Below are 21,838 nucleotides of genomic sequence, written 5' to 3' on the forward strand. Positions count from 1 at the left end.
GCCCGCCCCTGCAGCCCGCGGGCCGCGGGGTTTGCGTGGGTGCAGCTTTTCCCTAGCCTGCGACTACAAAAAACATAATTTCGCTATTCACAGCCTCTGAACAGAATGCGGCCAACACCTCATCGCTAGCCGCAACAAGAACAAACGTGATCAGAGTCTGAGGAAGCAAGCCATGACCGACCTGAATCCAGGCGCCTTCGGCAAGAAGTCGCTTGATAACCTGGAAATCGACACGCTGGTCGTTGGCGCCGGACAAGCCGGCGTCGCCATGAGCGAGCACCTGACCCAACAGGGCGTGCCGCACATCGTGCTGGAAAAGAGCCGCATCGCCGAAGCCTGGCGCACCGGTCGCTGGGACTCGCTGGTCGCCAACGGCCCGGCCTGGCACGACCGCTTCCCGAACATGGAATTCCCGGTCGGCCCGGACGATTTCCCGCACAAGGAGCAGGTGGCGGATTACTTCGTCGCCTACGCCAAGCAGTTCAACGCGCCGATCCGCACCGGCGTGGAAGTAAAGAAGGTCACCCGTAACGAAGGCCGCCCCGGCTTCACCGTGGAAACCTCCGAAGGCACGATCCAGGCCCTGCGCATCGTCTCCGCCACCGGCCCGTTCCAGCGCCCGGTGATCCCGGCCATCGCGCCGAAGGACGAAGGCCTGTACCAGATCCACTCGGCCAAGTACTACAACCCGCAGCAGTTGCCCGAAGGCGCCGTGCTGGTGATCGGTGCCGGCTCTTCCGGCGTGCAGATCGCCGACGAGCTGAACCGCGCCGGCAAGAAGACCTACCTGTCCGTCGGCGCCCACGACCGTCCGCCGCGCGCTTACCGCAACCGCGACTTCGTCTGGTGGCTGGGCGTGCTCGGCCTGTGGGACGCCGAGGAAGTGCAGCCGGGCCGCGAGCACGTGACCATCGCCGTGAGCGGTGCCCGTGGCGGCGAGACCATCGACTTCCGTCGCCTGGCCAACGAGGGCATCACCCTGACCGGCCTGACCAAGGCCTTCGAAGGCGGCAAGGTGAGCTTCCAGGACGACCTGGTGGCCAACCTGAAGGCCGGCGATGACAACTACCTCGGCCTGCTCGACGCCGCCGACGCCTATATCGAGCGCAACGGCCTGGACCTGCCGCTGGAACCGGAGGCCCGCAAGGTCTTCGCCGATGCCGAGTGCATCCGCAATCCGATTCAGCAGCTGAACCTCGCCGACGCCGGCATCACCGCCATCATCTGGGCCACCGGCTACGCCGTGGACTTCAACTGGCTGCAGGTGGACGCCTTCGACGACAAGGGCAAGCCCAAGCACCAGCGCGGCGTGTCCCGCGAGCCGGGCGTGTACTTCGTCGGCCTGCCATGGCTGTCCCGTCGCGGCTCCACCTTCATCTGGGGTGTATGGCACGACGCCAAGCACGTGGCCGGCCACATCGCCACCCAACGCCGTTATGTCGAATATCAGGATGCCTCGCAGCGCGAAGGCTCCGTACCGAAAGCCGCATCCTGGGAGTAAGAGATGCCTACCCACACTCGCATTCGCATGTTCAACACCAAGGACACCTACCCGAACCAGACCCTGGACAACGACCTCTGCCAGGCCGTGCGCGCCGGCAACACCGTTTACGTACGCGGTCAGGTCGGTACCGACTTCGAGGGCAACCTGGTCGGGCTGGGCGACCCGCGCGCCCAGGCCGAGCAGGCGATGAAGAACGTCAAGCAACTGCTGGAAGAAGCCGGCAGCGACCTGTCGCACATCGTCAAGACCACCACCTACCTGATCGACCCGCGCTACCGCGAGCCGGTGTACCAGGAAGTCGGCAAGTGGCTGAAGGGCGTGTTCCCGATCTCCACCGGCCTGGTGGTGTCGGCCCTCGGCCAGCCGCAGTGGTTGATGGAGATCGACGTCATCGCGGTCATTCCGGACTGAAAGCTACTGCGCTAGGCCATGCTGCGTTGGGGCCGGTCGAGAAAAAGCTCATTTGCTACAGCAAACTTCGCTTTTCTCGCCCAACCCCGCCTTGCCTGGCCGTCGCTCGTGACGCTTTCAAGCGTGCAGGCGATGCGGATTATCCGCATCGCCCTTTGTCGTTTCAGCTACCAGAACAAGCAAGGAGCCACCATGACCTTCTCCATCGTCGGCCGCTGCGCCGAAACCGGACAACTGGGTATCGCCATCAGCTCCTCGAGCATCGCCGTGGGCGCCCGCTGCCCCTGGGTACGCGCTGGCGTCGGCGCCGTCTCGACACAGAACATCACCCTGCCGGCCCTCGGCCCGCAGATCCTCGACCAGCTCGAAGCCGGCCTGGAGCCGGGCGCGGCGCTGGACAAGGCGCTCTCCAGCAACGGCTACAGCCAGTACCGCCAGGTGACGGTGATCGACCAGCACGGCAAGGTCGCGCTGTTCACCGGCAGCGAAGCGCTGGGCGTGTACAACGCCGTGGCCGGGGAAAACTGCGTGGCGGCCGGCAACCTGCTGTCCTCCACGGCGGTGATCGAAGCCATGACCAAAGCGTTCGAAGGCGCCAATGGCTGCCTGGCCGAGCGCCTGCTCGCCGCGATGCAGGCAGCGATGGCCGCCGGTGGCGAAGCGGGCCCGGTGCATTCGGCCGCGCTGAAGGTGGTCGGCGACCTCGTCTGGCCGATCGTCGACCTGCGCGTCGACTGGGCGGACGAAGCGCCCATCGATGAGCTGGAGAAACTCTGGGTGGCCTACAAGCCGCAACTGGAGGACTACCTCGTGCGCGCCCTCGACCCGACCAAGGCGCCGAGCTACGGTGTGCCGGGCGACGAGTAACGCCATGTACCTGTAGGAGCGAGCTTGCTCGCGAACCTGGGCCCCGCAGCGGAGGCTGTTCGCGAGCAAGCTCGCTCCTACAGAAAAGCGCTCTTTCATGCAGGACCCGACCATGCCTTCCAGCCGTGAAATCCTCGCCGACCTGATCGCCTTCGACACCGTCAGCCGCAACTCCAACCTGGCGCTGATCCACTACATCCGCGACTACCTCGCAGGCCACGGCATCGCCTGCGAGCTGTTCCACGATGCCGAAGGCGGCAAGGCCAACCTCTACGCCACGCTGGGTCCGCAGGACCGCGGCGGCGTGTGCCTGTCCGGCCACACCGACGTGGTGCCGACCGATGGCCAGCCGTGGACGGTGCCGCCGTTCGAACTGACCGAGCGCGACGGTCGTCTCTACGGGCGCGGCACTGCGGACATGAAGGGCTACATCGCCTGCGTGCTGGCGGCGGTGCCGGCGTTCCTTGCCCAACCGCTGCGCCTGCCGGTACACCTGGCCTTCTCCTACGACGAGGAAGTCGGCTGCCTGGGTGTGCGCTCGCTGCTCGCCGCACTGGAGCACCGCGAGCACAAGCCGATGCTGTGCATCATCGGCGAGCCCACCGAACTCAAGCCGGTGCTCGGCCACAAGGGCAAGCTCGCCATGCGCTGCCAGGTGCACGGCGCCCCGTGCCACTCGGCCTATGCGCCGCAGGGCGTGAACGCCATCGAATACGCGGCGAAGCTGATCGGCCGCCTCGGCGAGATCGGCACCCGCCTGGCCGCTCCCGAGCGCCATGACCCGCGCTTCGACCCACCCTATTCCACCGTGCAGACTGGCGTGATCAGCGGCGGCCGCGCGCTGAACATCGTGCCCGCCGAGTGCCAGTTCGATTTCGAGGTACGCGCGTTGCCCAGCGATGACCCGCAACAGGTCGCCGATGACCTGCGCGCCTTCGCCGAGGCCGAGCTGCTGCCGAAGATGCGCGCGGTGAAGGCCGAGACGGATATCCGCTTCAGCGAAATTTCCGCCTATCCGGCGCTGGTCACCGACCAGCAGGCCCAAGCGGCTGAGCTGATCGCGCAGCTGACTGGCTCGCGCGACTTCACCACCGTCGCCTATGGCACCGAGGGCGGGCTGTTCCACCAGGCCGGCATCCCAACCGTGGTCTGCGGCCCGGGCAGCATGGACCAGGGCCACAAGCCGGACGAGTTCGTCAGCCTTGAGCAGTTGGCCAAGTGCGATGAAATGATGGGCCGGCTGGCGCAATGGCTGCGCGCCTGATGCGTCGCACGGTGCATCAGGTATCGCAGGAGCGGCCGGCAATCGATTGCTGATGCAGCCACTCCTGCAAGAGCCAAAGCCCCTCTTCCACCCGGGAGACGGCTGGGGTGTGGGCATGCCATGGCTCGGGACTTCAGGTCAGGTTCGCGAGCAAGCTCGCTCCTACAGGGTGCGCTCGCTCTTTGTAGGAGCGAGCTTGCTCGCGAACAGTCCCAGCACCGAACTATCAGGCAAACGCCGCGCGCAACTCGTCCATGCTCGCGAAGTAATGCGCCGGGCCTTCCGCCATCAGTTCCTCGCGGCTGCCAAAGCCATAGCCGACACCAGCAGCAGACAGCCCATTGCGGTGCGCGCCGATCAGGTCGTGCTTGCGGTCGCCGATCATCAGCGTCTGCGCCAGGTCCAGCTGCTCGATGCCCAGCAGGTGCTCGATCAGCTCGACCTTGTTGGTGCGGGTGCCGTCCAGCTCGCTGCCGTAGATCACCTTGAAGTACCGGGCGAAGTCGAAGTGCCGGGCGATCTCGGCAGCGAATACCGTCGGCTTGCTGGTGCAGATATACAGCGTGCGACCCTGGCCGCCGAGCAGGCGCAGCAGCTCGGCAACGCCGTCGAACACCTTGTTCTCGTACAGCCCGGTGTCCTTGAAGCGTACGCGGTAGTGGTTCACCGCTTCCCAGGCGCGTGCCTCGTCGAAGTCGTAGGTACTCATGAAGCACTGCAGCAGCGGCGGGCCGATGAAGTGTTCGAGCTGGCGCAGGTCGGGCTCATCGATGCCCAGTTGGGCGAGGGCGTACTGGATCGAGCGGGTGATGCCCTCGCGCGGGTCCGTGAGGGTGCCGTCGAGGTCGAAGAGGATGTTCTGGTAATGCATGAGGTCAGCGTCCGGCCGCGAAAGTCGGGCGGGAAGGATACTGCGCATGGCCGCCTGCGCGAAGCGCGGAGCGCCGAACGACACCTCAGGGCGCCGAGCCCTGCCCCTGCCTGAGCACGCGAAAACCACCGCTGACGCTCACCGGCTCGGCCTCGCCGGCGCCGTAGCTCTGCACGCTTGAGCCCTCTTCCGGCTCGTCCTCCGGCTGCGCCAGACGGCCGCTCAGGCTTGCCTGCACGCGGGCGCCGAGGTGATCGACACCGGACATCACGCCGCCCTCCGGGTCACGCATCAACGCCAGCCACTGTTCGTCGAAGGCGGCATTGATCTCCTTGCGCAACTGGGTTTCCACCTCGGGCCGGTCGTGGTCGTTGCCTGCCATGCTGAACAGGGTGAAGGCCACCGAAATGACCGAACCGGCGACCTTGCCCGCCGCGCCCGCTACCACGCCGGCGATGCTGCGGTTCTTCAGTTCGTTGACCAGCTTGGCGCTGGTGCGCTGCGCCACCGGTGAAACCCCGCTGACCTTGGTGCCGGCCCCGGCCTTGCCGGAGGCAGTGCGAACTTCCTGCATCAAGGCGGCGAAGGCCGGCAGCTTGCCGATGTCCTTGGCATTCACCACGTCGTAAAGCGAGGCGTCACGACTGGACGGCGGGCCGAGGCTGATTGCCGGAACGCCCATCAGGTGTTCATCGAACGCCTTCTGCGGGATGCCGCGGCGCTGGGGGATCTCCTTCACCGCCACGGTCAGCAGTTCGATGTAGTGCCGGGTGGCCTTTTCCATCACCGAGTCAGGGTCGATCTGCTTGGCCACCGGGACCAGTACCTGCTTTCGGTACTGCTCCTGCAGGTAAGCGGCCAGCTTGTCGACAGTGGGATCAAGGTCACCGTGGGAGCCCATCTTGTACCAGGCGACCTTCATGCCCAGCCATTGCTGGGTCCAGTAGCTGGAGAACCAGGGGATGAATTTCTCGTCGGTGCGCTGGTAGACCAGGTCCATCCACTGCTGCATGGCTGCTTCGGCGTAGGCGCGGGCCTGGGACGTGGCGGCCAGCGAGGCGGCGCCGATGTCGGCGTCGACCTGGTGCCAGGTGGCCTCGGTGATCGGTGCGACGGGCTGGGCGGGGTGATGGGCGCAACCGCTCAGCGCCAGCAAGAGCAGGACGATGACACCGCCGCGCAGCCAGGGCGAAACGGTGGCGCTGGGAGAGCACAGACTGTTCATGGCCGCTCGCCGGCTCGGCGACGCCGAGATGGCTGGCCGCCCGCTGCTGAACCCGGCCGGGCACGCGCTGGCGTCCGGTCACCTTGGCTCAGTATAGGGCGCGGGGCTTGGCGCGACGGGCCGTCTGGCGGTTCGGCCAAGGTTCGCGAGCAAGCTCGCTCCTACTAGAGCGCGCGAGGCTTTCTGTAGGAGCGAGCTTGCTCGCGAACCGCCGAACCGCCGAACCGCCGAACCGCCGAACCGAATGAAATCAATCGGAACGTACAACCGTAGGCCGCATAACGCCGCAGGCGTTATCCGCCATCATGGCATCAGCCCGCAAACCCCTCGGCAATATGCTGATCCTTCAACTTCACGTAATTCCCGGCCGTATAGCTGAAGAACGCTCGCTCCTTGTCAGTCAGCGGCCGAGCTTTCTTCACCGGGCTGCCGACATACAGGAAGCCGCTCTCCAGCACCTTGCCCGGTGGCACCAGGCTGCCGGCGCCGAGGATCACCTCGTCCTCGATCACCGCGCCGTCCATGACGATGGAGCCCATACCCACCAGGATTCGGCTGCCGATGGTGCAGCCATGCAGCAGGACCTTGTGGCCGATGGTCACTTCGTCGCCGATGGTCAGCGGGAAGCCGTCCGGGTTGAAGGGCCCGGCGTGGGTGATGTGCAGCACGCTGCCATCCTGCACGCTGGTACGTGCACCGATGCGGATGCGGTGCATGTCGCCGCGGATCACGACGAGCGGCCAGACCGAGCTATCCGCGCCAATCTCCACGTCGCCGATGACCACGGCACTGGCATCGACGAAGACGCGCTCGCCGAGGGATGGCGTTTTGCCCTGATAGGTTCGAATCGTCACGATAGCTGCTCTCCTAATATCAGCCTCAAGCTGCGGTTGACGCCGATTGTATTTAAGATGGCCGGGTGTTTCTTCAGCCAAGGTGCCACCGTGAGCGCGAATCCTCTTCTGCAGAGCTACGACCTGCCGCCCTTCTCCTCCATTCGCCCCGAGCACGTGAAGCCGGCCATCGAGCAGATCCTCGCCGACAACCGCGCCGCCATCGCGCGCATCCTCGCCCAGCAGAACGGCACCCCGACCTGGGCCGGCCTGGTGCTGGCCATGGACGAACTGCATGACCGCCTGGGCAAGGCCTGGAGCCCGGTCAGCCACCTCAACGCGGTGTGCAACAGCGCCGAACTGCGCGACGCCTACGAAGGCTGCCTGCCGCTGCTGTCCGCCTACTGGACCGAGCTGGGCCAGAACTCCGAACTGTTCAAGGCCTACGAGGCGCTCGCCAGCAGCCCTGAGTCGAAAGGCTACGACGTCGCCCAGAAGACCATCCTCGAACACGCCCTGCGCGACTTCCGTCTGTCGGGTATCGACCTGCCGGCCGAGCAGCAACAGCGCTACGCCGAAATCCAGACGCGCCTGTCCGAGCTGGGCAGCCGCTTCTCCAACCAGTTGCTGGACGCCACCCAGGCCTGGACCAAGCACATCACTGACGAAGCGGCGCTGGCCGGCCTGACCGACTCGGCCAAGGCGCAGATGCAGGCCGCCGCAGAGGCCAAGGAGCTGGACGGCTGGCTGATCAGCCTGGAATTCCCCAGCTACTACGCGGTGATGACCTACGCCGAAGACCGCGCCCTGCGCGAAGAGGTCTACGCCGCGTACTGCACCCGCGCCTCCGATCAGGGCCCGAACGCCGGGCAGAACGACAACGGCCCGGTGATGCAGGAGATCCTCGACCTGCGCCAGGAGCTGTCGCGCCTGCTGGGCTTTGCGAACTTCGCCGAACTGTCCCTGGCCACCAAGATGGCCGAGACCCCGGAGCAGGTCCTGAACTTCCTCCGCGACCTGGCCGTGCGCAGCAAGCCCTTCGCCGCCCAGGATCTTGCGCAGCTCAAGGCCTATGCCGCCGAGCAAGGCTGCGCGAACCTGTCGAGCTGGGATGCCAGCTACTTCGGCGAGAAGCTGCGCGAAGCGCGCTACAGCGTGTCCCAGGAAGCGCTGCGCGAATACTTCCCGATCGACAAGGTGCTCTCCGGCCTGTTCGCCATCGTGCAGAAGCTCTACGGCATCCAGATCCGCGAGCTGAGCGACTTCGAGCGCTGGCACCCGGACGTGCGCCTGTTCGAGATCGAGGAAAACGGCCAGCACGTCGGCCGCTTCTACTTCGACCTCTACGCCCGCGCCAACAAGCGTGGCGGCGCCTGGATGGACGGCGCCCGCGACCGTCGCCGCACCGCCGGCGGCGACCTGCAGGCGCCAGTGGCGTACCTGGTGTGCAACTTCACCCCGGCGGTCGGCGGCAAGCCGGCGCTGCTGACCCACGATGAAGTCACCACCCTGTTCCACGAATTCGGCCACGGCCTGCACCACCTGCTGACCCGCGTCGAACATGCCGGCGCCTCGGGCATCAACGGCGTGGCTTGGGACGCCGTGGAGCTGCCCAGCCAGTTCATGGAGAACTGGTGCTGGGAGCCCGACGGCCTGGCGCTGATCTCCGGCCATTACGAAACTGGCGCGCCGCTGCCCCAGGACCTGCTGGAGAAGATGCTCGCAGCGAAGAACTTCCAGTCCGGCCTGATGATGGTCCGCCAGCTGGAATTCTCCCTGTTCGACTTCGAACTGCACGCCACCCATGGCGACGGCCGCAGCGTGCTCGATGTGATCGGGGCGATCCGCGATGAAGTCGCGGTGATGCGCCCGCCAGCCTACAACCGCTTCGCCAACAGCTTCGCGCACATCTTCGCCGGCGGTTACGCGGCCGGTTACTACAGCTACAAGTGGGCTGAAGTGCTGTCCGCCGACGCCTTCTCGCGCTTCGAGGAAGAAGGTGTGCTCAACCCAGCAACCGGCGCGGCGTTCCGCGAAGCGATCCTGGCCAAGGGCGGTTCCCAGGAGCCAATGGCGCTGTTCGTCGCCTTCCGTGGCCGCGAGCCGTCCATCGACGCCCTGCTGCGCCACTCGGGCCTCTCCGAGGAGGCGGCGTGATGAGCGAGGTGAAGAAGCGCTTTATCGCCGGGGCCGTCTGCCCGGCCTGCAGCGAGCAGGACAAGATCGTCATGTGGGACGTCGACGGCGTGCCGCACCGTGAATGCGTAGCCTGCGGCTATGCCGATACGCTTAACGCCCAGGGCCAGTCGGTACCGAAAGAGCTCTCCACCCGCGTCAACACCAGCGCGCTGGAAAAGCCCAAGGACCCGAAGGTGCAGGGGGTGCAGTTCTTCCCCAATCCGAAGCTGAAGAAGCCGCAGGAATAGCACTGCGACGTTGTGCTGAAAATGCCCCGGCTTGCCGGGGCATTCTTCTTGCGGCGCCGAAGTGCCGCGCACCACCACCAACATCAAGGAATGTCGAAGCAGCCTTGCCCTAGCATGACCCTCCGCCCTTCTCGCCCGGCCAGCCCATGATCGCCACGGCCGGCTAGTCTGTAGGGCATCGCCGCAAGGAATCCTACCGATGCCGCAACCGACCCGAAGGAAGCCCTCTCGTGCTTGACCGCTTTGGCATGCTGGAGGTGATGCGCGCCTCACGCCTGACGCAGTTCCCGATCAGCCCCGTTCTGCGCGAAACCCACGGCTTCAAGGGCCGCCTGACCTTCTTTCTGCTGCTGGCCGCCGCGCTGGTGTTCACCTTCGGCGCGCTCGGCCATGATATCCGCGCCAGCGGCACCCATCTGGAGGCCGGCTGGCCCGTGGTGGTGCTGGTGGTCGCTCTGCTGATCGCCCTGGGCTTCGAGTTCATCAACGGCTTCCACGACACAGCCAACGCCGTAGCCACGGTGATCTACACCAACGCCCTGCCGCCACGCTTCGCGGTGGCCTGGTCGGGGCTGTGGAATTTCCTCGGTGTGCTCTTCTCCAGCGGCGCGGTGGCCTTCGCCATCGTCTCGCTGCTGCCGTTGGACCTGCTGCTCAAGGTGGACAGCAGCGCCGGGCTGGCGATGATCTTCGCCCTGCTGATCGCCTCGATCCTGTGGAACCTCGGCACCTGGTGGCTGGGCTTGCCGGTGTCCTCCTCGCACACGCTGATCGGCTCCATCGTCGGCGTCGGCCTGGCCCACGGCGCCATCGCCGGGCACATCGGGCTGTCAGGCAATGCCTGGTCGCAGCTGACGACGGTGGGCTACGCACTGTTCCTCTCGCCGGTGGTGGGCTTCTTCGCCGCCTTCGTGCTGCTGCGGGTGATGAGCTCGACCATTCGCAACCGCACACTGTTCCACGCCCCTGAAGGCCGCACACCGCCGCCCCGCTGGATTCGCGCCATCCTCATCCTCACCTGTACCGGCGTCTCCTTCGCCCACGGCTCCAATGACGGGCAGAAGGGTATCGGGTTGATCATGCTGATCCTGATCGCAACCGTTCCCCTGGCGTTCGCGGTGGATCGCGCCCACTCGCCGGAGCAGACTCGCCAGCTGATCGCCCTCACCCAGGCCAGCCAGGAACAACTGCACCGCGCTGGCGGCAGCCCGGCGGCGGACCCGCGCCAGGCGCTGCTGAGTTACCAGGAAGACGAGGTGGTGCACCCCGACCTACTGCCGTCGCTGGGCAGCGTCATCGGCGATATCGGCGCGCGCCTGAAGCGCCATGGGCAGATGAGCGACGTGCCCGCCGAAGAGGTGCAGGACCTGCGCAACGACCTCTACCTGAGCCTGGAAACCATCCGCCTGCTGGACCGCAGTGGCCAGCGCTTCGACCTGGAAGCCTGGAACAGCCTGCAGGCGCTGCGCCATGAAGCCGATCGCACCATCCGCTTCATTCCGGTGTGGGTGAAGGTCGCGGTCGCCCTGGCACTCGGGCTAGGCACGCTGGTGGGCTGGCGGCGCATTGTCACCACCGTCGGCGAGGGCATCGGCAAGACCCCTCTGACTTATGCACAGGGCGCGTCGGCGCAGCTGGTGGCGATGCTCACCATCGGCGCGGCGGATGGCTTCGGGTTGCCGGTGTCGACGACCCAGGTGCTCTCCTCCGGCGTGGCCGGCACCATGGCGGCGAACGGCAGCGGGCTGCAGTGGCCGACCATCCGCAACATGCTGCTGGCCTGGGTGCTGACGCTGCCGGCGGCCATCGGCCTGGCCGCAGGGCTGTACTGGCTGTTCATCCGGCTGATGTAGAACCCTGTAGGAGCGAGCTTGCTCGCGAACAGAATTTCCGCACTGCTTGGGAGCCAAGCGGTTCGCGAGCAAGCTCGCTCCTACAAAGAGCCTGCTCCCATATAAAGACGGCGTGCCGGTGAGCCGCGCCGACCGCCGAGCAGTTAACGCTGGCTCATGACCACTTCCCTTCCACCCCGCGGCCGGGGCACCGCCAGCAATCCACACAACCGTTTCGCGCCGACCACCTCGGTGCCTGTGGATAACGACTGGTACGACCGTGGCCGACCATCCGCAACATGCTGCTGGCCTGGGTACTGACGCTGCCGGCGGCCATCGGCCTGGCCGCGGGGCTCTACTGGCTGTTCATCCGACTGATGTAGAACCCAGTAGGAGCGAGCTTGCTCGCGAACAGAATTTCCGCACTGCTTGGGAGCCAAGCGGTTCGCGAGCAAGCTCGCTCCTACGAAGACCCCGCTCTCATATAAAGACGGCGCGCCCGGTGAGCCGCGCCGACCGCCGAGCAGTTAACGCTGGCTGTGGAAAACTCCGTGGATTACTGTATTCATATACAGTATTTATTCCGAGCTTTCCCACATGACCACTTCCCTTCCACCCCGCGGCCGGGGCACCGCCAGCAATCCACACAACCGTTTCGCGCCGACCACCTCGGTGCCTGTGGATAACGACTGGTGCGACCGTGGCCGACCATCCGCAACATGCTGCTGGCCTGGGTGCTGAGGCTACCGGCAGCCATCGACCTGGCCGCGGGGCTGTACTGGCTGTTCATCCGGCTGATGTAGAACCTTGTAGGAGCGAGCTTGCTCGCGAACAGAATTTCCGCACTGCTTGGGAGCCAAGCGGTTCGCGAGCAAGCAGGCTCCTACAAAGAGCCTGCTCCCATATAAAGACGGCGTGCCGGTGAGCCGCGCCGACCGCCGAGCAGTTAACGCTGGCTGTGGAAAACTCCATGGATTACTGTATTCATATACAGTATTTATTCCGAGCTTTCCCACATGACCACTTCCCTTCCACCCCGCGGCCGGGGCACCGCCAGCAATCCACACAACCGTTTCGCGCCGACCACCTCGGTGCCTGTGGATAACGACTGGTGCGACAGTGGCCGACCATCCGCAACATGCTGCTGGCCTGGGTGCTGACGCTGCCGGCGGCCATCGGCCTGGCCGCGGGGCTGTACTGGCTGTTCATCCGACTGATGTAGAACCCAGTAGGAGCGAGCTTGCTCGCGAACAGAATTTCCGCACTGCTTGGGAGCCAAGCGGTTCGCGAGCAAGCTCGCTCCTACGAAGACCCCGCTCTCATATAAAGACGGCGCGCCCGGTGAGCCGCGCCGACCGCCGAGCAGTTAACGCTGGCTGTGGAAAACTCCGTGGATTACTGTATTCATATACAGTATTTATTCCGAGCTTTCCCACATGACCACTTCCCTTCCACCCCGCGGCCGGGGCACCGCCAGCAATCCACACAACCGTTTCGCGCCGACCACCTCGGTGCCTGTGGAAAACGACTGGTACGACGAAGTCCCCAAGCCCCAGGTGACCGAAATCCGTACTGAGCGGGCGAAGTCGGTGATCTCGCGCAACCAGTCGCCGGACCTTCCCTTCGACCGCTCGATCAATCCGTATCGCGGTTGCGAGCACGGCTGCATCTACTGCTACGCGCGGCCCAGCCACGCCTACTGGGACCTGTCGCCAGGGCTGGATTTCGAGACGAAGCTGATCGCCAAGACCAATGCCGCCGAAGTGCTGGAAGAAGAGCTGAGCCGCAAGGGCTACGTCTGTGCGCCGATCAACCTGGGCGCCAACACCGACCCGTACCAGCCCATCGAACGCCAGCAGCGCCTGACCCGGCAGATCCTCGAAGTGCTGCTGCGCTTCCGCCACCCGGTGACCATCGTCACCAAGGGCTCGTTGATCCTGCGCGACCTCGACCTGCTGGCGGAGCTGGCCAGACAGAACCTGGTCGCGGTGATGATCAGCCTGACCACCCTGGACGATGAGTTGAAACGCATCCTCGAACCCCGCGCCGCCGCGCCGTCTGCGCGTCTGCGGGCGATCCGCGTGCTGCGCGAACAGGGCATTCCGGTGGGCGTGCTGTGTTCGCCGATGATCCCGATGGTGAATGACCGCGATCTGGAAGCCTTGCTGGAGGCTGCTCACGATGCCGGCGCGCAGAGCGCCAGCTACATGATGCTGCGCCTGCCCCGCGAAGTCGGGCCGCTGTTCGAGGAGTGGCTGGCGGCGCACTACCCGCAGCGCGCCAATCATGTGATGAGCCTGATCCGCCAGGTGCGCGGCGGGGAAATCTACGACAGCCGCTTTGGCCACCGCTTTCGCGGCGAGGGCCCGTTCGCCGACCTGCTGGCCAAGCGCTTCGAGGTGGCCATGCGTCGTCTGGGCCTGGGCCGGCGCGGCAACTTCAACCTGGACTGCACGGCATTCGCCCCGCCGCGCAGCCAGATGAGCCTGTTCTGACAGCCGCCCAGCGGAATTTTCGCTCAGCGGATTACAATCACCGCAATATCGCCTTGCCATGATAGCTTGCCGATATCATCTTGGAATGTCGGCGAAACATCATGCAAAAGCTCATTCCAGAGCGGTTTTTTAATTTTGGTTTAATCTTCGTTGCCTAAGGTTTGCGCATAAAGTGACTAACCGGTCACGCCAGATTTTTTCCCACGCCTGTGTCTTTTCTCCCTAGGGAGAGCGTCGGCTGACGTGGGAAAATTCTTCGTCATTCTTCGAGGCTGATACATGAACGACAAAACGCACGGTGAGGATCACGCCCACGAATCTGCTGACGAGGCGCTGCGCCATATCGTCGAGGGCTTCCGCCAGTTCCGCCATGAGGTCTTCCCGCAGCAGGAAGAACTGTTCAAGAAACTGGCCCACGCGCAGAACCCGCGCGCCATGTTCATCACCTGTGCCGATTCGCGCATCGTCCCGGAGCTGATCACCCAGAGCTCGCCGGGCGACCTGTTCGTCACCCGTAACGTGGGCAACGTGGTCCCGCCGTATGGCCAGATGAACGGCGGCGTTTCCACCGCCATCGAGTTCGCGGTAATGGCGCTGGGTGTGCAGCACATCATCGTCTGCGGCCACTCCGACTGTGGCGCGATGAAGGCGGTGCTGGCGCCGCAGACACTGGAAGGCATGCCCACGGTAAAAGCCTGGCTGCGCCATGCCGAAGTGGCTCGCACCGTGGTCGCGCAGACCTGCGGCTGCGCCACCCAGGAGCACCTGGGCGTGCTGACCGAGGAGAACGTAGTAGCCCAGCTCGACCACTTGAAAACCCACCCGTCCGTGGCGGCGCGCCTGGCTTCCGGCCAGCTGTTCATCCATGGCTGGGTGTATGACATCGAGACCAGCGCCATCAAGGCCTATGACGCCCAGGAAGGCCGCTTCCGTGCCCTCGACGGCGAAGGCCCGACGCCGAGTGCGACCCCGCGCCCGCGCTACTCCCCCCAATAAGCGGCTGATACCAGTACGCTCCGGGGCGCGGCGGCCCAGCAGAACAAACGCCGCGCCCCGCTTCTGACTTGATCCCTGCCTGAGGCGTACGCCCCCACCGCGTTCGCCATCCCTCTGAATTGCGCGTGTCGATGCGGTCGAGACCGGCGTCGTGGGCTTTCGCGCGCCCGAAAAATGCTTGAAGGAGAACAGCGCCATGTCGGCCTCCCACTCTGTTCCATGCGGATTTTCCCAGCTGCGCCAAGCGCTGCCGCGCGACCTGCTCGCGTCGGTGGTGGTCTTTCTCGTTGCCCTGCCGTTGTGCATGGGCATCGCCATCGCCTCGGGCATGCCGCCGGCCAAGGGCCTGGTGACTGGCATCATCGGTGGCCTGGTGGTCGGCTTTCTCGCCGGTTCGCCCCTGCAAGTGAGCGGCCCTGCGGCGGGCCTTGCGGTGCTGGTCTTCGAATTGGTGCGTACCCATGGCATTGCCATGCTCGGACCGATCCTGCTGCTGGCCGGCACGCTGCAACTGCTGGCGGGAAGGCTGCGTCTGGGCTGCTGGTTCCGCGTGACCTCGCCAGCGGTGGTCTACGGCATGCTCGCGGGCATCGGCATCCTTATCGTGCTATCGCAGGTCCACGTCATGCTGGACCTCAAGCCGCAGGCATCCGGGCTGGATAACCTGCTGGCCTTCCCCTCGGCGCTGCTGTCCGAGGCCAGCGGTTTCGATGCGGCGCTGCTCGGGCTCGGCACCATGGCCTGCATGGCGCTATGGGACCGCTTCAAGCCGGGCCGGTTGCGCATGCTGCCCGGTGCGCTGATTGGCGTGAGCCTGGCGACGTTGGTGTGCATCGCACTGCAGCTCGATGTGCTGCGGGTGAGCGTGCCGGAGAACCTCGGCGACGCCGTCGACTGGGTCCGCCCGAGCGACCTTGCTGCGCTACTCGACCCGACGCTTTTGCTGGCCGCCGTGGTGGTGGCCTTCATCGCCAGCGCCGAGACGTTGCTCTCCGCCGCAGCGGTGGACCGCATGCACACCGGCCCACGCTCGGACATGGACCGCGAACTGACCGCCCAGGGCGTCGGCAATATGCTCTGCGGGCTGGTCGGCGCGCTGCCGATGACCGGGGTGATTGTGCGCAGTTCGGCCAATGTGCAGGCCGGTGCGCGCAGCCGCGCCTCGGCGATCTTCCATGGGTTGTGGCTGCTGGCGTTCGTCGTGCTGCTGGGCGGGTTGCTGCGGCAGATTCCCATCGCCAGCCTGGCCGGCGTGCTGGTCTACACCGGGATCAAGCTGGTGGACCTCAAGGCGCTGCGCTCGCTGGGCCGTTACGGGCGGATGCCAGTGCTGGTGCACGCGGCGACCGCGCTGGCCATCGTCGCCACCGATCTGCTGACGGGTGTGCTGCTGGGCTTCGCGCTGACGGTACTGAAGCTGGTATTCAAGGCGGCGCGGCTGAAGATCAACCTGCGCTATGACGGCCAGGGCAACGGTGCCGAGCTGCGTCTGGTCGGCGCTGCCACCTTCCTCAAGGTGCCGGCGCTGTCCCAGGCGTTGCAATCGGTGAAGCCAGGCACGCACCTGCGCGTACCGCTGCAACACCTGAGCTACATCGACCACGCGTGCATGGAGTTACTGGACGACTGGGGCCGCAGCGCCGCGGCCAGCGATTGCCGGCTATCCATTGAGGGCAACGGCCTGCGCCGCCGCGTGGAAGGCCGGGTGCGCGCGCTGCAGAGTGCCGGCTGAGCCTCAGTCGCGGCCCAGTTCCAGCTCCACACCGAACTGCCGAGACAGGCACGGCCACTGCTGCCAGGCCATGACCACCTGCGGATCATTGAGGCGGGCACGGTAGCTGACGGCGGACTCGGCACTGAAGGTACTGTCGTCGAGCATGCCATTGACCGCATGGTGCACCGCTTCATCCAGTTGGTTGGCGAAGGGTTCGCCGATCAGCTGGTGCGCCACCAGGTTCGCCACCGTGGTGTCCAGCGGGATCAGCGGCTGGTTGAAGTGGGCGATGTAGCGGTCGTTCACCTCTTCCACCAGGCGATGGGCGAGGTAGGCCTCGTCCAGCAGTGCGTCGAGGCCATCATGGCCGTCGAGCAGCGCGGGCGGGGTGAGGAAGAACTGTTCGGCAAGCTTGAGCACCGGCTTGATGCGGTCCTCGATGCCGGCCGCGCGGGCCACCGAGTTGGCGGCGTCGAGGAAGTCCGGCACCTGTTCGATGTAAGCATGGACGAAGCGCGTCAGCGTGCCGCTGGGGTCCTCCCCCGTCAGGGCGATGCTCTTGTGCAGGCTTTGCAGTTGGCTCTGGATCAGGCGGGCGAGATGGCCGTGGCGGGATTCGAGCAGGTGGGCATTCCGGATCAGCTCACGCAGTGCAGCGGTGTTCATGACAACTCCAAGACAACGGGTTTGGAAAGTGAAGAAAGACCTTAGCCGCACCCGGGGCGCAGCTAAGACGCGATTGTCATATTCATGAACTGGTTATGCCGGCACGGCATATCAGACCGCCAGCATGGTACTCCAAACCCGCGCCATCCGTGGCCTTGAGATCGCACTTCGGTCTTTCAAACACAGTTTTTACTCTGCGTTGTTATGTCGCAACCCGTGGCTATACTCCGCTTCGACACACCGAAAACCTGATGGACCCGGCCTGCCCTGCGTGCTGCCGAGGTAAGACGTCAAAGTAAGTTGTCTTGGCGGTCACTCCCTTGGCCGTTGGCTTGTTCAGGCTCGAACCCTCTGCAATGGGGATCGCAGCCAGGGCGCTATGCCGGCGGGATAAAAACAACGATAAGGGGAACCCGAATGCTGCGACATCCACGAGTCTGGATGGGCTTCCTTTTGCTCTTGGCTTTCAGTCAGGCAAACGCCGCCTGGACGGTCAACATGGCCCCCGGTGCGACAGAAGTCAGCCGTAACGTTTTCGATCTGCACATGACGATCTTCTGGATCTGCGTGGTCATTGGCATCGTCGTCTTTGGCGCGATGTTCTGGTCGATGATCGTCCACCGCCGGTCCACCGGGCAGCAGCCCGCGCATTTCCACGAGAGCACCACGGTGGAAATCCTCTGGACCGTCATTCCCTTCCTGATCCTGGTGGTGATGGCCGTTCCGGCCACCAAGACGCTGATCCACATGTACGACACCTCGGAGCCCGAGCTGGACGTGCAGGTCACCGGTTACCAGTGGAAGTGGCAGTACAAGTACCTGGGCCAGGACGTGGAGTTCTTCTCCAACCTCGCCACGCCCCAGGACCAGATCCACAACAAGGCCGATAAGGACGAGCACTACCTGCTCGAAGTGGACAACCCGCTGGTGCTGCCGGCAGGGGTCAAGGTGCGTTTCCTGGTCACCTCCAGCGACGTGATCCACTCCTGGTGGGTGCCGGCCTTCGCGGTCAAGCGCGACGCCATTCCCGGCTTCGTCAACGAGGCCTGGACCAAGGTCGACCAGCCCGGCGTCTACCGCGGCCAATGCGCCGAGCTGTGCGGCAAGGACCACGGCTTCATGCCCATTGTCGTCGACGTGAAGTCCAAGCCCGACTTCGACAAGTGGCTGGCCGAACGCAAGGAAGAAGCCGCCAAGCTCAAGGAGCTGACCAGCAAGGAGTGGACGAAGGAAGAGCTGGTCGCCCGCGGCGACAAGGTCTACCACACCGTCTGCGCCGCGTGTCACCAGCCCGAAGGCCAGGGCATGCCGCCCATGTTCCCGGCGCTCAAGGGCTCGAAGATCGTCACCGGGCCGAAGGAGCACCACCTGGAGACCGTCTTCAACGGCGTCAGCGGCACCGCGATGGCGGCCTTCGGCAAGCAGCTCTCGGAAGTGGATATCGCTTCGGTGATCACCTACGAGCGCAATGCCTGGGGCAACAACGACGGCGACATGGTGACCCCGCAAGAAGTGGTCGCCTACAAGCAGAAACAACAATAAGGAGGCCGCGATGAGTACAGTGATCGATCACCCCGACCATTCTCACGCCGGCGACCACCACCACGGCCCCGCCAAGGGCCTGATGCGCTGGGTACTGACCACCAACCACAAGGACATCGGCACGCTGTACCTATGGTTCAGCTTCTGCGCCTTCCTGCTGGGCGGCTCCTTCGCCATGGTGATCCGCGCCGAACTGTTCCAGCCGGGCCTGCAGATCGTCGAGCCGGCGTTCTTCAACCAGATGACCACCATGCACGGCCTGGTGATGGTCTTCGGTGCGGTGATGCCGGCCTTCGTCGGCCTGGCCAACTGGATGGTGCCGCTAATGATCGGCGCGCCGGACATGGCCCTGCCACGGATGAACAACTTCAGCTTCTGGCTGCTGCCGGCGGCCTTCGGCCTGCTGGTGAGCACCCTGTTCATGCCCGGCGGCGGCCCGAACTTCGGCTGGACGTTCTACGCGCCGTTATCGACGACTTTCGCGCCACACAGCGTGACCTTCTTCATCTTCGCCATCCACCTGATGGGCATGAGTTCGATCATGGGCGCGATCAACGTGATCGCCACCATCCTCAACCTGCGCGCCCCGGGCATGACACTGATGAAGATGCCGCTGTTCGTCTGGACCTGGCTGATCACTGCCTTCCTGCTGATCGCGGTGATGCCGGTGCTGGCAGGTTGCGTGACGATGATGCTGATGGACATCCACTTCGGCACCAGCTTCTTCAGCGCGGCCGGCGGCGGCGACCCGGTGCTGTTCCAGCACGTGTTCTGGTTCTTCGGCCACCCCGAGGTGTACATCATGATCCTGCCGGCGTTCGGCGCCGTCAGCTCGATCATCCCGGCCTTCAGCCGCAAGCCGCTGTTCGGTTACACCTCGATGGTCTACGCCACCGCCTCGATCGCCTTCCTGTCCTTTGTCGTGTGGGCGCACCACATGTTCGTGGTGGGCATTCCGCTGGTGGGCGAGCTGTTCTTCATGTACGCGACCATGCTGATCGCCGTGCCCACCGGGGTGAAGGTGTTCAACTGGGCGTCGACCATGTGGCAGGGTTCGCTGACCTTCGAGACGCCGATGCTGTTCGCCGTGGCCTTCGTCATCCTGTTCACCATCGGCGGCTTCTCCGGGCTGATGCTGGCCATCGCCCCGGCGGACTTCCAGTACCAGGACACCTACTTCGTGGTGGCGCACTTCCACTACGTGCTGGTGCCCGGCGCGATCTTCGGCATCTTTGCCTCGGCCTACTACTGGCTGCCGAAGTGGACCGGCCACATGTACGACGAGACCCTGGGCAAGCTGCACTTCTGGATGAGCTTCATCGGCATGAACCTGGCGTTCTTCCCGATGCACTTCGTCGGGCTTGCCGGCATGCCGCGACGGATTCCGGACTACAACCTGCAGTTCGCCGACTTCAACATGGTCTCGTCCATCGGCGCCTTCATGTTCGGCACCACGCAGTTGCTGTTCCTGTTCATCGTCATCAAGTGCATCAAGGGCGGCAAGCCGGCACCGGCCAAGCCGTGGGATGGCGCGGAAGGCCTGGAGTGGACGATTCCCTCGCCCGCGCCCTACCACACCTTCACCACGCCGCCCGAGGTGAAGTGACGAACTGGCTCTTGTAGGAGCGAGCTTGCTCGCGAACCGGCCTCCCCCGCAGGCCATGGCTTCAAGTGGTTCGCGAGCAAGCTCGCTCCTACGAAAAGAGGACAACAAGATGAGCGACGGCAACATCGAAACGCGCAAGCTGGTAACCCGGCTGGTCATTGCCGTGGTCGCCATGTTCGCCTTCGGCTTCGCCCTGGTGCCGCTGTACGACGTGATGTGCAAGGCGCTGGGCATCAACGGCAAGACCTCCGGCAGCGCCTACCAGGGCGACGGCCAGGTGGTCGATCAGTCGCGCGAGGTGAAGATCCAGTTCGTCGCCAACAACAACATCGACATGGTCTGGGAGTTCCACCCCGAGGCCGAACAATTGGTGGTGCATCCCGGCGCGGTGAACCAGATGCTGTTCGTCGCCTACAACCCCACCGACAAACCGATGACCGCCCAGGCGATCCCGAGCATCGCGCCGTCGGTGGCGGCCACCTACTTCCACAAGACCGAATGCTTCTGTTTCACCCAGCAGGTGCTGCAGCCGGGCGAGCGCATCGAAATGCCGGTGCGTTTCATCGTCGACCGCGACCTGCCCAAGGATGTGCGTCACCTGACGCTTGCTTACACGCTGTTCGACATCACTGCCCGCAAGCCACCCGTGGCCAGTAACGAGCGCTGAAGGGCAAAGGAGAACAAGAGAGATGGCAACCCACGATCCCTATTACGTCCCCGCGCAGAGCAAGTGGCCGATCATCGCCACCCTCGGCATGCTGGTGACGATGTTTGGCGTCGGCACCTGGATGAACGACATGAGCGCCGGCAAGGAACACTCCCACGGCCCCTGGATATTCTTCGCCGGCGGGCTGATCCTGGCGTACATGCTGTTCGGCTGGTTCGGCAACGTCATCAAGGAAAGCCGCGGCGGGCTCTACAGCCCGCAGATGGACCGCTCGTTCCGCTGGGGCATGAGCTGGTTCATCTTCTCCGAGGTGATGTTCTTCGCCGCCTTCTTCGGCGCGCTGTTCTACGTGCGCCACTTCGTCAACCCATGGCTGGGTGGCGAAGGCCACCACGGCATCTCGCATATGCTCTGGCCGCAGTTCGAAACCGGCTGGCCGCAGTTGAACAACCCGGACAACAAGCTCTTCCCGCCGCCCAAGGAAGTGATCGATCCGTGGAAGCTGCCGCTGATCAACACCCTGCTGCTGGTTACCTCCAGCTTCACCGTGACCTTCGCCCACCATGCGCTGAAGAAGAACCACCGCGGCCCGCTGAAGATGTGGCTCGCGCTGACCGTGGCACTGGGCGCGTGCTTCATCGTGCTGCAGGCCTACGAATACCACGAGGCCTATAGCGAGCTGGGCCTGACCCTGGGCTCGGGCATCTACGGCGCGACTTTCTTCATGCTCACGGGCTTCCACGGCGCCCACGTGACCATCGGCGCGATCATGCTGAGCATCATGCTGATCCGCATCATCCGTGGGCACTTCGACGCCGACAAACACTTCGGCTTCGAGGCGGCCAGCTGGTACTGGCACTTCGTCGACGTGGTGTGGATCGGGCTGTTCATCTTCGTTTACGTGCTGTGAGGCGAGAGG

The 21,838-nt window shown here is 64.8% G+C and carries 18 protein-coding genes and 5 pseudogenes; 19 read left to right on the forward strand and 4 right to left on the reverse strand.

What is annotated here, in order from left to right; genetic code table 11:
* Positions 1–172 precede the first annotated feature (172 nt).
* The 4 genes from ACNFH5_RS02405 (at position 173) to argE (ending at position 4,046) form a co-directional block, all read left to right on the forward strand.
* Positions 173–1,501: a flavin-containing monooxygenase gene (locus tag ACNFH5_RS02405; protein WP_416743949.1), complete on the forward strand. Its 1,329-nt coding sequence runs from the start codon at positions 173–175 to the stop codon at positions 1,499–1,501.
* A 3-nt stretch (positions 1,502–1,504) separates the two neighbouring features.
* The gene (locus ACNFH5_RS02410) at positions 1,505–1,915 is read left to right on the forward strand and encodes a RidA family protein (RefSeq protein ID WP_015474916.1); all 411 of its coding nucleotides are present in this window, start codon (positions 1,505–1,507) and stop codon (positions 1,913–1,915) included.
* Positions 1,916–2,107: 192 nt separating this feature from the next.
* The gene (locus tag ACNFH5_RS02415; RefSeq protein WP_416743951.1) at positions 2,108–2,782 is read left to right on the forward strand and encodes a DUF1028 domain-containing protein; all 675 of its coding nucleotides are present in this window, start codon (positions 2,108–2,110) and stop codon (positions 2,780–2,782) included.
* 112 nt (positions 2,783–2,894) lie between these two features.
* A complete protein-coding gene (argE, locus tag ACNFH5_RS02420; RefSeq protein WP_416743953.1) occupies positions 2,895–4,046 on the forward strand; it encodes an acetylornithine deacetylase in 1,152 nt (383 codons plus the stop codon).
* Positions 4,047–4,272: 226 nt separating this feature from the next.
* Here the strand turns inward: argE and ACNFH5_RS02425 are convergent, their stop codons facing one another.
* From ACNFH5_RS02425 to ACNFH5_RS02435, 3 genes are all read right to left on the reverse strand, one after another.
* Positions 4,273–4,917, reverse strand: coding sequence for an HAD family hydrolase (locus tag ACNFH5_RS02425; RefSeq protein ID WP_416743955.1), 645 nt, complete (start codon positions 4,915–4,917; stop codon positions 4,273–4,275).
* 85 nt (positions 4,918–5,002) lie between these two features.
* Positions 5,003–6,142, reverse strand: a complete 1,140-nt coding sequence (locus tag ACNFH5_RS02430; protein WP_416743957.1) for a hypothetical protein — start codon at positions 6,140–6,142, stop codon at positions 5,003–5,005.
* Between the two features lie 311 nt (positions 6,143–6,453).
* Positions 6,454–6,996, reverse strand: coding sequence for a gamma carbonic anhydrase family protein (locus ACNFH5_RS02435; protein WP_416743959.1), 543 nt, complete (start codon positions 6,994–6,996; stop codon positions 6,454–6,456).
* Positions 6,997–7,086: 90 nt separating this feature from the next.
* Between ACNFH5_RS02435 and prlC the strand changes: the two genes are divergently transcribed.
* The 11 genes and pseudogenes from prlC to ACNFH5_RS02490 all read left to right on the forward strand — a co-directional run bounded on the left by prlC (position 7,087) and on the right by ACNFH5_RS02490 (position 16,456).
* On the forward strand, positions 7,087–9,132 hold the full coding sequence (prlC, locus tag ACNFH5_RS02440) for an oligopeptidase A (RefSeq protein ID WP_416743961.1): 2,046 nt from the start codon (positions 7,087–7,089) through the stop codon (positions 9,130–9,132).
* Positions 9,132–9,401, forward strand: a complete 270-nt coding sequence (locus ACNFH5_RS02445; protein WP_024763727.1) for a YheV family putative zinc ribbon protein — start codon at positions 9,132–9,134, stop codon at positions 9,399–9,401. The genes prlC and ACNFH5_RS02445 overlap by 1 nt, the downstream gene beginning before the upstream one ends.
* Positions 9,402–9,649: 248 nt before the next feature.
* Positions 9,650–11,254 (forward strand): inorganic phosphate transporter, encoded by a 1,605-nt coding sequence (locus ACNFH5_RS02450; protein ID WP_416744382.1) that lies wholly within the window; start codon positions 9,650–9,652, stop codon positions 11,252–11,254.
* A 156-nt stretch (positions 11,255–11,410) separates the two neighbouring features.
* Positions 11,411–11,512 (forward strand): annotated as a pseudogene (locus tag ACNFH5_RS02455) (hypothetical protein); the annotation flags it as partial.
* Positions 11,513–11,514: 2 nt separating this feature from the next.
* Positions 11,515–11,616, forward strand: a pseudogene (locus ACNFH5_RS02460) (hypothetical protein); the annotation flags it as partial.
* A gap of 214 nt (positions 11,617–11,830) precedes the next feature.
* Positions 11,831–11,926, forward strand: a pseudogene (locus ACNFH5_RS02465) (hypothetical protein); the annotation flags it as partial.
* A gap of 323 nt (positions 11,927–12,249) precedes the next feature.
* Positions 12,250–12,345, forward strand: a pseudogene (locus ACNFH5_RS02470) (hypothetical protein); the annotation flags it as partial.
* Between the two features lie 5 nt (positions 12,346–12,350).
* Positions 12,351–12,455: pseudogene (locus tag ACNFH5_RS02475) on the forward strand (hypothetical protein); the annotation flags it as partial.
* Between the two features lie 214 nt (positions 12,456–12,669).
* A complete protein-coding gene (locus ACNFH5_RS02480; protein ID WP_416743963.1) occupies positions 12,670–13,728 on the forward strand; it encodes a PA0069 family radical SAM protein in 1,059 nt (352 codons plus the stop codon).
* A 279-nt stretch (positions 13,729–14,007) separates the two neighbouring features.
* A complete protein-coding gene (locus ACNFH5_RS02485; protein ID WP_170858109.1) occupies positions 14,008–14,724 on the forward strand; it encodes a carbonic anhydrase in 717 nt (238 codons plus the stop codon).
* Positions 14,725–14,920: 196 nt separating this feature from the next.
* Positions 14,921–16,456, forward strand: a complete 1,536-nt coding sequence (locus tag ACNFH5_RS02490) for a SulP family inorganic anion transporter (RefSeq protein ID WP_416743965.1) — start codon at positions 14,921–14,923, stop codon at positions 16,454–16,456.
* 3 nt (positions 16,457–16,459) lie between these two features.
* Here the strand turns inward: ACNFH5_RS02490 and ACNFH5_RS02495 are convergent, their stop codons facing one another.
* Positions 16,460–17,104 carry a hypothetical protein gene (locus tag ACNFH5_RS02495; RefSeq protein WP_416743967.1) on the reverse strand — a complete coding sequence of 215 codons (645 nt, stop codon included), beginning with the start codon at positions 17,102–17,104 and terminating at the stop codon, positions 16,460–16,462.
* A 417-nt stretch (positions 17,105–17,521) separates the two neighbouring features.
* On the opposite strand from ACNFH5_RS02495, the gene coxB reads away from it, so the two are divergent.
* From coxB to ACNFH5_RS02515, 4 genes are all read left to right on the forward strand, one after another.
* Positions 17,522–18,646, forward strand: a complete 1,125-nt coding sequence (gene coxB, locus ACNFH5_RS02500) for a cytochrome c oxidase subunit II (RefSeq protein WP_416743969.1) — start codon at positions 17,522–17,524, stop codon at positions 18,644–18,646.
* A gap of 10 nt (positions 18,647–18,656) precedes the next feature.
* Positions 18,657–20,252 (forward strand): cytochrome c oxidase subunit I, encoded by a 1,596-nt coding sequence (gene ctaD, locus ACNFH5_RS02505; protein ID WP_017517728.1) that lies wholly within the window; start codon positions 18,657–18,659, stop codon positions 20,250–20,252.
* A 109-nt stretch (positions 20,253–20,361) separates the two neighbouring features.
* Positions 20,362–20,919: a cytochrome c oxidase assembly protein gene (locus ACNFH5_RS02510; protein ID WP_081518891.1), complete on the forward strand. Its 558-nt coding sequence runs from the start codon at positions 20,362–20,364 to the stop codon at positions 20,917–20,919.
* A gap of 22 nt (positions 20,920–20,941) precedes the next feature.
* Entirely contained in the window at positions 20,942–21,829 is an 888-nt protein-coding gene (locus ACNFH5_RS02515) for a cytochrome c oxidase subunit 3 (protein WP_416743972.1), read from the forward strand.
* Positions 21,830–21,838 lie beyond the last annotated feature (9 nt).

The organism is Pseudomonas sp. NY15435 (assembly GCF_048068295.1).
Taxonomy (GTDB): domain Bacteria; phylum Pseudomonadota; class Gammaproteobacteria; order Pseudomonadales; family Pseudomonadaceae; genus Pseudomonas.

What these genes read in the sequence shown, in the direction of transcription:
- ACNFH5_RS02515 (WP_416743972.1), top strand. Translation starts at nt 20,942, where the DNA reads ATGGCAACCCACGATCCCTATTACGTCCCCGCGCAGAGCAAGTGGCCG.
- ACNFH5_RS02495 (WP_416743967.1), bottom strand. Translation starts at nt 17,104, where the DNA reads ATGAACACCGCTGCACTGCGTGAGCTGATCCGGAATGCCCACCTGCTC.
- ACNFH5_RS02450 (WP_416744382.1), top strand. Translation starts at nt 9,650, where the DNA reads ATGCTGGAGGTGATGCGCGCCTCACGCCTGACGCAGTTCCCGATCAGC.
- ACNFH5_RS02410 (WP_015474916.1), top strand. Translation starts at nt 1,505, where the DNA reads ATGCCTACCCACACTCGCATTCGCATGTTCAACACCAAGGACACCTAC.
- ACNFH5_RS02480 (WP_416743963.1), top strand. Translation starts at nt 12,670, where the DNA reads ATGACCACTTCCCTTCCACCCCGCGGCCGGGGCACCGCCAGCAATCCA.
- ACNFH5_RS02485 (WP_170858109.1), top strand. Translation starts at nt 14,008, where the DNA reads ATGAACGACAAAACGCACGGTGAGGATCACGCCCACGAATCTGCTGAC.
- coxB (WP_416743969.1), top strand. Translation starts at nt 17,522, where the DNA reads ATGCTGCGACATCCACGAGTCTGGATGGGCTTCCTTTTGCTCTTGGCT.
- ACNFH5_RS02405 (WP_416743949.1), top strand. Translation starts at nt 173, where the DNA reads ATGACCGACCTGAATCCAGGCGCCTTCGGCAAGAAGTCGCTTGATAAC.
- ACNFH5_RS02430 (WP_416743957.1), bottom strand. Translation starts at nt 6,142, where the DNA reads ATGAACAGTCTGTGCTCTCCCAGCGCCACCGTTTCGCCCTGGCTGCGC.
- ACNFH5_RS02445 (WP_024763727.1), top strand. Translation starts at nt 9,132, where the DNA reads ATGAGCGAGGTGAAGAAGCGCTTTATCGCCGGGGCCGTCTGCCCGGCC.
- ACNFH5_RS02490 (WP_416743965.1), top strand. Translation starts at nt 14,921, where the DNA reads ATGTCGGCCTCCCACTCTGTTCCATGCGGATTTTCCCAGCTGCGCCAA.
- ACNFH5_RS02425 (WP_416743955.1), bottom strand. Translation starts at nt 4,917, where the DNA reads ATGCATTACCAGAACATCCTCTTCGACCTCGACGGCACCCTCACGGAC.
- ACNFH5_RS02510 (WP_081518891.1), top strand. Translation starts at nt 20,362, where the DNA reads ATGAGCGACGGCAACATCGAAACGCGCAAGCTGGTAACCCGGCTGGTC.
- ACNFH5_RS02415 (WP_416743951.1), top strand. Translation starts at nt 2,108, where the DNA reads ATGACCTTCTCCATCGTCGGCCGCTGCGCCGAAACCGGACAACTGGGT.
- ctaD (WP_017517728.1), top strand. Translation starts at nt 18,657, where the DNA reads ATGAGTACAGTGATCGATCACCCCGACCATTCTCACGCCGGCGACCAC.
- argE (WP_416743953.1), top strand. Translation starts at nt 2,895, where the DNA reads ATGCCTTCCAGCCGTGAAATCCTCGCCGACCTGATCGCCTTCGACACC.